This window comes from uncultured Winogradskyella sp. (assembly GCF_947496485.1).
Taxonomy (GTDB): Bacteria; Bacteroidota; Bacteroidia; order Flavobacteriales; family Flavobacteriaceae; genus Winogradskyella.
In genome coordinates this window covers 202,634-214,456 of sequence record NZ_CANMCZ010000005.1, presented here as the reverse complement: position 1 = coordinate 214,456, position 11,823 = coordinate 202,634, and the positions used below count along the sequence as shown (strand labels likewise).

General features: G+C 31.8%; 12 protein-coding genes. 4 read left to right on the top strand and 8 right to left on the bottom strand.

Features of this window, described 5'->3' with window-relative positions:
* Positions 1–27: 27 nt before the first annotated feature.
* From Q0822_RS15255 to Q0822_RS15240, 4 genes are all read right to left on the bottom strand, one after another.
* Positions 28–720, bottom strand: coding sequence for a CPBP family intramembrane glutamic endopeptidase (locus Q0822_RS15255; RefSeq protein ID WP_299125222.1), 693 nt, complete (start codon positions 718–720; stop codon positions 28–30).
* 72 nt (positions 721–792) lie between these two features.
* Entirely contained in the window at positions 793–1,272 is a 480-nt protein-coding gene (locus Q0822_RS15250; protein WP_299125219.1) for a hypothetical protein, read from the bottom strand.
* A gap of 36 nt (positions 1,273–1,308) precedes the next feature.
* Positions 1,309–1,776, bottom strand: a complete 468-nt coding sequence (locus Q0822_RS15245; RefSeq protein WP_299125217.1) for a hypothetical protein — start codon at positions 1,774–1,776, stop codon at positions 1,309–1,311.
* Position 1,777: 1 nt separating this feature from the next.
* Positions 1,778–1,936: a hypothetical protein gene (locus Q0822_RS15240; RefSeq protein WP_299125215.1), complete on the bottom strand. Its 159-nt coding sequence runs from the start codon at positions 1,934–1,936 to the stop codon at positions 1,778–1,780.
* A 150-nt stretch (positions 1,937–2,086) separates the two neighbouring features.
* On the opposite strand from Q0822_RS15240, the gene Q0822_RS15235 reads away from it, so the two are divergent.
* The 3 genes from Q0822_RS15235 to Q0822_RS15225 all read left to right on the top strand — a co-directional run bounded on the left by Q0822_RS15235 (position 2,087) and on the right by Q0822_RS15225 (position 4,573).
* Complete coding sequence (locus Q0822_RS15235) at positions 2,087–3,583, top strand: hypothetical protein (protein ID WP_299125213.1); 1,497 nt, start codon at positions 2,087–2,089, stop codon at positions 3,581–3,583.
* A gap of 92 nt (positions 3,584–3,675) precedes the next feature.
* Positions 3,676–4,131, top strand: coding sequence for a hypothetical protein (locus Q0822_RS15230; protein WP_299125211.1), 456 nt, complete (start codon positions 3,676–3,678; stop codon positions 4,129–4,131).
* A 100-nt stretch (positions 4,132–4,231) separates the two neighbouring features.
* Positions 4,232–4,573 (top strand): hypothetical protein, encoded by a 342-nt coding sequence (locus tag Q0822_RS15225; RefSeq protein WP_299125209.1) that lies wholly within the window; start codon positions 4,232–4,234, stop codon positions 4,571–4,573.
* A 41-nt stretch (positions 4,574–4,614) separates the two neighbouring features.
* On the opposite strand, the gene hemL is transcribed toward Q0822_RS15225, so the two are convergent.
* The 3 genes from hemL to Q0822_RS15210 are packed head-to-tail and all read right to left on the bottom strand — an operon-like array spanning position 4,615 to position 7,610.
* The gene (gene hemL / locus Q0822_RS15220) at positions 4,615–5,901 is read right to left on the bottom strand and encodes a glutamate-1-semialdehyde 2,1-aminomutase (protein WP_299125207.1); all 1,287 of its coding nucleotides are present in this window, start codon (positions 5,899–5,901) and stop codon (positions 4,615–4,617) included.
* Between the two features lie 3 nt (positions 5,902–5,904).
* Complete coding sequence (locus tag Q0822_RS15215; RefSeq protein WP_299125205.1) at positions 5,905–6,714, bottom strand: glucosaminidase domain-containing protein; 810 nt, start codon at positions 6,712–6,714, stop codon at positions 5,905–5,907.
* Positions 6,711–7,610: a pyridoxal-phosphate dependent enzyme gene (locus tag Q0822_RS15210; protein WP_299125203.1), complete on the bottom strand. Its 900-nt coding sequence runs from the start codon at positions 7,608–7,610 to the stop codon at positions 6,711–6,713. Before Q0822_RS15210 ends, Q0822_RS15215 begins: the two co-directional genes overlap by 4 nt.
* A gap of 246 nt (positions 7,611–7,856) precedes the next feature.
* On the opposite strand from Q0822_RS15210, the gene Q0822_RS15205 reads away from it, so the two are divergent.
* On the top strand, positions 7,857–11,498 hold the full coding sequence (locus tag Q0822_RS15205) for a T9SS sorting signal type C domain-containing protein (protein ID WP_299125201.1): 3,642 nt from the start codon (positions 7,857–7,859) through the stop codon (positions 11,496–11,498).
* Here the strand turns inward: Q0822_RS15205 and Q0822_RS15200 are convergent.
* Positions 11,491–11,820: a hypothetical protein gene (locus tag Q0822_RS15200; protein ID WP_299125199.1), complete on the bottom strand. Its 330-nt coding sequence runs from the start codon at positions 11,818–11,820 to the stop codon at positions 11,491–11,493. The genes Q0822_RS15205 and Q0822_RS15200 overlap by 8 nt on opposite strands.
* Between the last annotated feature and the right edge of the window lie 3 nt (positions 11,821–11,823).

Sequence of the window (11,823 nt, the reverse complement as noted above, 5' to 3'; positions counted from 1 at the left end):
TTCTTACAAGATAGGAAAATTTAAAACTTAGAGAAATTTAAGAAACACATCTGCAAATGGATCTTGATTTACAACTGTATAATAAAATAATGCGCCTAACCAACCATGAAATAAGCCAAGTGCATATATATTCTTAACTTTTAAATATACATAGCCATAAAATAGAGCCAAAATAAACGTACCAATCATTAACCAAACTGATGGATAATGAACTACTGAAAATAAAATAGCAGTAATAAAAATGATGGAGATCTTTTTTAGTTTCATGCTTTTGAGATTATTCAAATTTCCAGCAACTAAAGCTATGGTTAAAAACTGCTGTACACTTCCCCAAATGGGATAGGTTATTAGAAGTGGCAAAATATGCCAAGTCATATTTAAAGTACCTCGAGAATATCCGATAATAAAAAAAGATAGAATTGATACAATTACGAACGGAACGATGAGTTTAATAGCCGATTTAAAATTATCTGTTCTAAATCCCCAATCTTTAAGAACCATTTTATCTTTTTTATAACGGTAAACCACATATATTGACCAAGCTAGTATTGTCACAATGACAAAAGGTAACCTTAAATTAAGGCAATCTACAAAAATGAATTTACCAATTGCTGTTAATGCTACTGCAATAATTTCTATAAATCTAATCTTATCTGAAGCTGGTCTTGTGAGTTTTAAATTGGAAAACTCAACTAAGAATGTTGTGAGTCTCTGTTTCATGATCATATTAATTTAAAACCTCGCAGCTCTAAAACCAATCTGCGAGGTTTTGGGTTACTAACTAACCTATCATCAAAACAAAAAAATCATATAGACAATAATACCTTCAGCAATTCCCGTAACTATAGACATTCCTAGAATATCCTTTATTTTACTTCGTAAAAAAAATACAGTACTTAAAATGGCTATAATTCCTGCTAACAGAATTTCTAAAGCATCAATCTTTGAGAGTAATAAAGTAATCCCAGTAAAAGCTGCTGTTATTCCAATAGTAATTAAACCGAATTTTAAAATTTCATTTTTTGTATAATTCCCTTCTATAAATCCTTTTCTCAAATCGCGTAAAATGGATAAAATAAAAAGCAAAGGAACAACTGATAAAAACGGTGCAAAAATCACCTTAATGCCTTTAACAACTGATAAATCATTATAACAGAAAAATGCAATTGCCGTAAAAGCGAGTAATCCTGTAACTATTATCGTCTGAAACGTAAATAGTAATTCTCTTTTCCCAGAGTTAGTCTGGGTTTTTGGTGTTTTGATAACATTCATAATTTAAAATTTTTGATGATTAAACTTTGACGATTTTTAAGCAGATAAAAAGAAAACATGTATTGCTAAAGCCATAAGCACTCCACTTAATATACCATTGGCTTTTAGGTTATTGTACAACAAAAAATTCATCACATAAGAACTGATTGTTGTAGAGTTGATAAGATGAGCTATTACTAGAGCATCCTCCAATTTTTTTTGAGTGAGGAACTCTAGGAATTGCATCATTAAAATACCGCCTGCTATAGTCACAACTAAAAATAGTGTTGCTGGTTTTTGGTTTTTCAGTTTGTATTCATCTGTGTTTTCTGGGAGAAAATGTTCAATGACAATAAATCTCATAAAAAACAACATTGGAATCGGGAACACTATTGATGCAATAATTTTAATGACATCTTTAGGTGTTTCTATTTCATCGTATCCTAAAAACACGAGATAGATAAACACAACAATAGAGACTCCAGTGGTAACAAAAAAAGCAATATTTAAGTTCTTTAACTTCATGTTAAAACCTTAATGGATTAGAAGTCTTTACTGTATTGTTCGCTAAGAATTCTACACTTTCGCTATAGGTCTCAATCATGTAACTATAAATTGATGCTGAATAAATAGTTACTAAAGCTAATACGGTAATACATAAACTAACTCTAATTAGATTTTTCATGATAATTGTTTTGATGATTGTGAAGCAAATCTGCGACTAAATCTTTATTCACAAAAAACAATTATTAATAAAAAATGACGATATATTTTTATAAGTAAAATTATTTATACCTATATTTATTATATAAATAAATAAATTAATGACGATTAAATGATAGCTATTAAATCTATAATCGATACATTTAGTTCTGAAGATCAGCAAAAGTTTATTGCTTATTTAGAACAAAAGAACAAACGTAAAGACACTAAAAACATAAAGCTATTTAAACTATTGACTAAAGGCGAAGCAGACTCTAAGGCTATATGTAATCACTTATATAATTCTAATCAAAACAATGCTTATCATGCACTTAGAAAACGTTTGTTTCAGTCTTTAATAGATTTTACAGCCAACAAAAATCTTGAAGATGAGAATTCTATAGACATGCAGATTATTAAGTATATACTTGCTTCACGTACTTATCTACTTCAAAAAAACTACGAGATTGCTTATAAAATTTTAGACAAAGCAGAACGATTAGCAGATGAGCATTTATTATTTCCTATTCTTAATGAGATTTACCATACCAAAATTCAGTATGCTGCTAATTATCCAAAAATAGATTTAGAGGAATTAATAATAAAACAAAAGGAAAACCAGGAAAAACATCAATTAGAAGACCAATTGAATGTTGTGTATGCCAAATTGAAATCAGTTTTAAATGCTATTAGTTATGAAGGTAAAGTCATAAACTTTGAACAAATTTTACAAGACACTTTAAAGGATAATAACATAAAAATTAGTGAATCGCTGTCCTTTAAATCACTTTATCAAATTTTAGCTATCGCAAATATTTCTGCCTTAGTTACAACACAATATTTTCAGATTGAAGATTTTGTCTTGAAAAGTTATGAGATTCTAAAAAACAAAAAAGACACAGACAAACAGCTTTATTATCAAATCCACATTGTTTATATTATTGCAAACACCTTATTCAGAAATAAAAAATTCGATATCTCATTACGCTACATTAAGGAGATGGAGCAACTGATGCTTTTAAAACGACGTATTTATTTTAAAGATTTTGTTCTAAAGAAAACCTTGGTAGAAGCTTTAAATCTCAACTTCAATAATCATCAAAACGAAGCTATAGAACTTGTAGAATCAACCATTAAAGTAAAACATAACGATTTAGAGTCTCTTCTAGATCTTCACCTATCACTATTAATGTTTTATTTTCAGAAGGAGGATTTTTTAAAAGCAAAGTCAATTTTATCACAGTTTTATCACACAGATAAATGGTACATAGAAAAAGCAGGAATTGATTGGGTTATTAAAAAGAACTTGGCTGAATTATTATTGTACATAGAATTGCAAGAAGACGATTTATTTTACTCAAGGTTAAAAAGTTTTAAGCGTCGATATACAAGCTATCTAAAACAAATAGGTCAATTCCGTATCTTTACATTCTTAAATTTTGCAGAACTATACTATCTAAAACCAGAAAATATTACAAGTGATGATTTTAAAAACAGAGTAGAAAGCGCTTTTGAATGGACCAAGGTAAACGAAGAAGATATATTTGTAATGAGTTTTTATGCTTGGTTGAAAAATAAAATGGAAGGTAGAAACCTATATAAAACCACACTTAGGCTAGTAAAAATGTAGCAAGTGTTAAAATTCGTGTTAAAAACACAACCTCATTTAAACTTTATAATTCATCAAAGGTCTAAACTGATATAACATAAAACTTAAAAGAAATGAAAAAATTATTAGTGATTGCCTTAGCACTTTTTACTTTAACTGGTGTGGCACAGGAAAGAAAGAAACAAAGAGCAGATCGTAAAGGAGGTTCTGAATTAAGAAAACAAATGACACCTAACGAAATTGCCGACTTAAAAGCAAAAAAGTTGACTTTATCATTAGATCTTACGGATGCACAACAAAAAAAGGTACACTCTGTTATTTTAAATCAAGCTAAGGAAAACGAAAGTTTAAGAAAAGAACGCAAAGCAGTAGATGGTGAGAAAAAAGAAAAGCCTTCTAAAGATGAAATTGTGAAAATGCAGAATCATAGACTAGATCAACAAATTGAAATGAAGCGTGAAATGAAGACCATCTTAACGGCAGAACAGTATTCTAAATTTGAAAAAATGAAACCAAGACAACATAAAAAAAGAGCTAGACGTGGTAAAAAGCATGATGAAAACAGATAACTGAAAATTTATTTATAGTAAAAAGTATCGCTTAAGCGATACTTTTTCATTTAATTAAATAAAATTATTACATTAGTGGCAAATAATTAAATAGTCCATAATGAAAAAGGTAATTACATTTTGTTTATTCGCTTTTATGATGATTCTAGGAACTGAATCAGTGACAGCTCAAAATAGCAAACTAGAAGATAGAATTGAAATAAATAATGTTGCTTCGAAAAAAACTGAAGCTTTAAGGAAGTTTGTAAAGTTTACTAATGAGCAGCGCGATGAAATTTACACAGCCTTAAAAGCCTATGGGCAGGCTAAAGCTAGCATAAAAGGAAAGCCTGAAAATGAAGAAGAAGATGCTAAAATCGAAAAACAATTAGACGATAAAGTCAAAGCGATTTTATCGGATGAACAATACGAGCGCTATAAAACCTACAGTGAAGAAGATTAAAAAAAAGCCTCGCAAATTGCGAGGCTTTTTTATTTTTTACTTTATAACATTTTTGCAACTTTTTCAACAGCTGTTATCGTTTCATTTAAATCTTGGTAGGTTAACGCATCTGTAATGAACCAAGTTTCAAAAGCACTTGGAGCAATATAAATCCCTTCATTTAACATACCATGAAAGAATTTTTTAAAAGTTTCATTATTCCCTTTCGCAGCTGAATCAAAATCTACAACAGCGTGTTCAGAAAAATGAACCGAAATCATAGAACCAATTCTGTTTATAGTATGAGTTACATTATTTTTATTAAGTGCATCTGTAATGCCATTATGAAGGTATTTAGTCTTCTCTTCTAATCTATTTATCAACCCTTTATCAACATTAATGGCTTTAAGCATTGCTAATCCAGCTGCCATTGCTAATGGGTTTCCACTTAAAGTACCTGCTTGATATACTGGTCCAAGAGGTGCCAAATGATTCATAATTTCATCTCTGGAAGCAAAAGCACCGACAGGTAAACCACCACCTACAACTTTTCCGAAGCAAACAATGTCAGCATTAACGCCCTTTAGTTCTTGTACTCCTCCTTTGGCTAATCTGAAGCCAGTCATTACTTCATCAAAAATCAATAAAATATTATTAGCATCACACAAAGTTCTCAAACCTTCAAGAAAACCATCCACAGGAGGTATACACCCCATATTACCTGCAACAGGTTCTATTATAATAGCAGCAATTTCATCTTTGTTAGCTCTAACAAGTTCCTTTACATTTTCAATATTATTATAAGTAGCTAATAAGGTGTCTTTTGCAGTCCCTTGTGTTACACCTGGACTATTGGGTGTACCAAAGGTTACCGCTCCACTGCCAGCAGCAATTAAAAACGAATCACTATGACCATGATAGCAACCAGCAAATTTTATAATTTTATCTTTTTTAGTATAACCTCTTGCCAATCTTATAGCGCTCATACAAGCTTCTGTGCCTGAATTGACAAAACGAATTTTGTCAATATTTGGCACCATAGAAATAGCCAACTCAGCAATCTCGGTTTCTAATTCAGTTGGCATTCCAAAAGAGGTTCCTGCTTTTGCTTTTTCAATTACTGCATCTACAACAGGAGGATATGCATGCCCAAGTAGCATTGGTCCCCAAGAATTAATATAATCTATAAAACGGTTACCATCTTCGTCATAAACATAAGCTCCTTTAGCTGATTTAGCAAAAATTGGCGTCCCACCAACAGCATTAAAAGCTCTTACTGGTGAATTTACTCCACCAGGAATAACTGCTTTAGCAGCTTTAAATAAAGCACTACTTCTTTGGTATAACATAAATTAATTAGGAATAATAAGTTGTTGACCTATAGTCAGGTCATTTGATGTTAAGTTATTTTTAGCTTTTATGGCATCAACAGTTGTCTTATAAAATCTTGAAAGTGAATATAAGGTGTCGCCTCTCACCACAATATGTTTTAAGGTAGAATTTTCTTCTAACACACTTGTCTCTCTCGATTTCCCAAGTACTTCTTCATCATATTTATAAAGCTGATAGCGCTCTATTAAACTAATCAGTTTTTGAGGATATTTTCTATCGGTTGCATAACCAGCTGCTCTCAAACCTTTTGCCCAACCTTTGTAATCATCTGGTTTAAGCTTAAACAAACCAGCATAACGCTTTCGTCCTGTTAAAAATTCTGAATGATCTTCATAAGACGTTTCTGCCTTTCTATATTTTCTGAAACATTCTTGAGAACGATCATCATCGTGGTAAATTTTAGCACCTTTCCAACCATGACATTTAATACCAAAATGATTATTGGCCTTTTTAGCTAATCTACCTTTGCCAGATCCAGATTCTAAAATACCTTGTGCTAGTGTAATACTCGCTGGTATTTTATGGGTACGCATATTATCCTTAGCAATACCTGAATACAAATCAATATATATATCTACCGCATTACGAGGGCCATCATCTTTAACAACTGTTTTTTCAGTTTCTTTGCCACTATCCTCTTTACGGTTGTCTATAATCACTTCTTTTTTTGAACTGCCGTCCTTCTTTGTTACTATTCCTTTTTTGGGACCACAACTAACTATAGAAAGCATAACTAATACTAATAATATGTATCTAAATTCTATTATCATAATTCAATTAAAGGAGTTTTTTTTCGACTCAACTTTTCATTCATACCATGTATCCCTTGTAAACCACCAGTGTGTATCGCTAATATTTTTGAACCTTTAGGAAAAAATCCTTTTTCTATTAAATCAAATATGCCAAACATCATTTTACCAGTATATATTGGATCTAATGGAATACCATAAGTTTTCTTGAACCTATTGATAAACGTTATCAGTTCTGGCTTTATTTTACCATAACCTCCAAAATGATAATCTGTTATCAATTCCCAATTCTCTTGATTTGCAAATTTACGAATATCTTGTTGTAAACTAACATTTTTTAATGCTGGAAAACCCAGTATGTTCTGATGCCTTTGGGAAGTATTTATTATGCCAGAAATTGTTCCACCTGTTCCAACTGAACAACAGACATAGTCAAAACCCATGTCTTTTGGCTGTAAAATTTCTTCACAACCCTTTACCGCTAAATTATTTGTGCCACCTTCTGGGATTAAATAAAAATTACCAAACTCACTTTTTAAATCATCGATAAAATTGCTATTCGTTTTGTTTCTATAGTCTTCTCTGGTTACAAACTTAAGATCCATTCCACAATTTTTAGCAAATCGCAATGTAGGATTTAAATCCTTTTTTAGTTCTAATTCTTCACCTCTGATAACACCAATAGTTTTAAAGCCATACTCTTTACCTGCAAAGGCTACTGCAGCTATATGATTTGAAAATGCACCTCCAAAAGTTAGCAACACTTTTGAATTATTTTCTTTAGCCTTAATAAAGTTATACTTTAGCTTGCGATATTTATTTCCAGAAATAAGTGGGTGTATTAAATCCTCCCGCTTTATTACTAGCTTAATGGAAGAATTTAGAATATTCTGATTATGAGTAATATTATTAAACAAGTATGGTTTTTCACAAAAGTAAGCAACATATTCTAACTGCAAAAGTTCTTTCTATGTAGTAAAAAAACCACAATTAAACCATTAAACGATGTTTTTTGTTGTTTAATCGATAAAAAATTATTTTTTTTAGTTTTTTTTTACTACGTTTGACAAAATTATAATAGCATAAAAGCACCTATTTAAAACTGACATAAAACAATTTACGTTTATTTTAAAGATGTCCCTCGATCTTAAAACCTACTAATTATGAAGAATACTCTACATTCTCCGTTATTTCGCTTATTTAATTTCTGCATAAAAGTCAACAAAAAAACCTTGGTTTTATTGCTTTTTGGGAGTCTCCTTCTAGCTAGCACTAATGCTTATGCTCAACTGCCAGTATCTTATGATTTTGAATCTGGTTTACAAGGCTGGACAGATGGTGGATCCGATGCAGGAAGAACAACTGGTAGTAATTGGTCTTGCGGTGGTACAAACAATTCTGCAATATTTTCAAAAGATAATGATACAGGTAATAATAGAATGACATCCCCAATTATAGATTTGAGTAGTTACACTGAGGTAATAATTTCTTTTTGCCACAAATCACAAAGAATTGACAATGGTGAAGGATTTAATCTAGAATTTTTTGATGGAACATCATGGAATACTGTAAGAACATATGCAAGAGGTACTGATTTCACTAATAACGGACAAGGTAATCCACATAGTTTCTCAGAAACCATACTGTCTTCAACTTATAACTTCTCAGCAAGTTCAAGATTTAGATTTTCTGGAACTGCTAATGATAACAATGAGTACAATTATTTTGATGATGTTGTGATAACCGAAGCGGGCGGAGCTCTATGTTCTGAACCAGCTGACCAGCCTACAAATTTATCATTTAATAGTGTTACAGAAACAACCATGAATATGAGTTTTACAGCAGCCACAAGTTCACCAGATGGCTACTTGGTTTTGTATAACACGACTGGCACGACTCCAACAATAAATGATACAACAACTTATACAATTGGCTCAACTTTTTCTGGGAATACGGTTTTAAGTAATAATAGTGATACTTCATTTAATATTACCGGATTAACAAATAACACTACTTATCATTTTTATGTGTTCTCTTTCAACTCGGCTTGCTCAGGTGGTCCAGATTATTTGACTACCTCACCTTTAACTGATAATATAACAACAGATGATTTTTGTTCACCAACAACAATTAATGGAACATCGGATTTAGCATGTCCATCAGTAGATGCCGGAGGTTTAGGATTAAGTGGTGGAGATCCTACAGTCGATTGCTATTATGAAGATACAGTTATAGAAGCTAATTATTTAGAATTAGGAGATACTTCTAGTTACGATGTAGAATCTATAGCTTATAATCCACCATATCAATTTGGTTGTTTGGCTAATCCTGTAAGTGTAAATCTTGATGATGTGTTTTCCCCTGTTGTTAATTTGCCTTTCGATTTCTGTTTTTATGGAAACACTTATAACTCTTGTGTTATTGGTTCAAATGGTGTCATTTCTTTTGATACTAGTTTGGCAAACGGACCGTCTGGATGGAGAATGCTCTATCCTATACCAAATGCTGAAAATGCTAGAGACTATAATAGTGGCACAAATACCTATTTCTTTGGCCCTTCTATCTATGGGGTACATCATGATGTAGACCCAAGTATTGGAGGTGAAATAGGTTACCAACTAATTACATTAGACACAGGTTGTCAAGCTCTTGTTACAGCATGGAAAGATGTCCCTATGTATCTTGACAATTCCATTTTATATTCTGGCATGATGGTCTTTTATGAGGATACTAATGTTATAGAAATATACATAGAAGAAAAAAATTTAGATCCTACTTGGAATAATGAAAGAGCCTCTGTAGGATTACAGGCCAATGCAACAGTAGCAACGGTACCACCAGGAAGAAATACAAATAGCACTGATTGGAGTGTCTCACAAGAAGCTTGGAGATTTGTACCTTCTGGTGCATCAATTACAGATTTGAAATGGTATCAAAACTCAATATCTGCGGCCAATGAAATTATTGATCCTAATGATGATGGTGAAATAACAGTGAACCCAGCAGTTACTACTACATATTTTTCAGAAGTAACATACACTTTGTGTAACGGTAGCACAATTGTTGAATCTGATGCTACAACTGTAACTGTAAGTGGTAATAAAACTTGGAATGGCTCAGTAAGCACAGCATGGGAAAATGCAAATAATTGGACTCCTGTTGGAGTTCCAATTTCATCAGATTGTATCACAATTCCTGTCACCGCAAATGACCCAATAATGTTAGGCACAACGGATGGCGTTGGTTATAATATGGAAATATTAGATGGTGCATTGCTTACTCAGCAATCTAATTCATCACTCACAATAGAAGACGATATTAGGATTGAGCCAAATGGAGATTTAGAAGTAAGAGATAGTGCTAGTGTTATACAAATTATAGATGTAACCACTAATAAAAATGACGGATCTGCAAGAGTGCAACGAAAAGTAGATGGATTAAACTCATATGATTATGTATATTGGTCTTCGCCTGTAGATCTCTTTGATGTAGAAGATATATCACCTGGTAGTTCAAATTCTTTGATATATAATTGGGAACCTACCGTTGCCAATGGTACAGCAGGTGAGCATGGAACGTGGATTAATACTTCAGAGAATATGATACCTGGAAAAGGCTATATTATACGTGGATTAATTGGTACTTCAATTGCAAATACAGCTGAGTTCAGTGGTACTATAAATAATGGAAAAATTTCGTTTCCTATTTCTAGAGGGACATGGACAGGTGCAGATTATGTTGGTATAGGTAATACAGCAACGGCAGAAGATGACAACTGGAATTTACTGGGTAATCCGTATCCTTCAGCAATTTCTTTAAAAGATTTTGTCGATGCAAATCCAACGATTGACGGCACATTATATTTTTGGAGACACCTTAATGCAGCTAGTGCTGCGATAAATGACCCTTTTTACGAAAATTATGCATATAATTATAATGATAGTGATTATATAGCCGCTAACAGTTTTGGATCATCTCCACCAGGATTTAATGACTATATAGCTTCTGGTCAAGGCTTTTTTGCTTTAATGCTTGATTCAGCTACTACTCCTAATACCGTTAACTTTGATAATACTATGAGAGGAGTTTATGCTAATGATGGTTTTTATCGTGATGCCCCTGGAGTACAAAGTAAGCATCGCATTTGGTTGGATTTAGTTGGTGAAGATAATACAGCTCTATCCATCTTAGTTGGTTTTGCAGATGGAGCTTCAGATAATATGGATAGATTATATGATGGCATTTCAATTAATAAATCTGAAAATCAATTCTATTCTGTGTTATCTGACCAAAAACTTACAATTCAAGCTAAGGCACTACCTTTTGAAGATTCAAAAACTATTGCACTAGGATATCAAACATCTAATCCTGGAGGTTTCACCATCTCAATAAATCAACTAGACGGCTTGTTTGTCGACTCAAATCAAAGTATATATGTTGAAGATAAAGAACTCAATATAATTCATGATTTAAGAGCAAATCCGTATTCATTTACTACAGAATCAGGAACTTTTAATGAAAGGTTTGTCCTTAGATTTAATAACACTACTTTAGGTATTAAAGATCAAGATATTATTACCGACTTAAGAATTAGATCAGTTAATAATACAATTGATGCAATTTCTTCACTTAGTGTAATTAAAAAATTCGAAGTGTTTGATATTACAGGAAGAACAATTCACAAAAACATAAACGTAAATAACACAAGTTATATTTATCAAACCAATGGGTTGAGTGAGGGTACTTATATTGTACAAGTTTTACTCGCCAATGGTGCTATAGTATCAAAGAAAGTTATTATCTAATGTAATAATTTAAAAAACTGAATATAGACCTTGATTTTAAATAGTCAAGGTCTTTTTCTTTTCTGTAAGCTTCGCGCTCAAAAGAAATATTTCTATAGGCTAAATGCCAATTTCTATATTGAATCAAACGAATTAAAAATTCTAGTCCATAGACCAGAAAAAAGGGAATAATTAATAGTTCTATTTGCTGTCGCAAATGGATTCTTTCATGATTTATAAAAATAGCATTGCCTTTTAAAGTTTTGTACTTTAAAAACATAAAAGGAAAAATAGTAATACCAATATAACCTTTTGGTACAATGTATTTTGAAATCAATATCATATT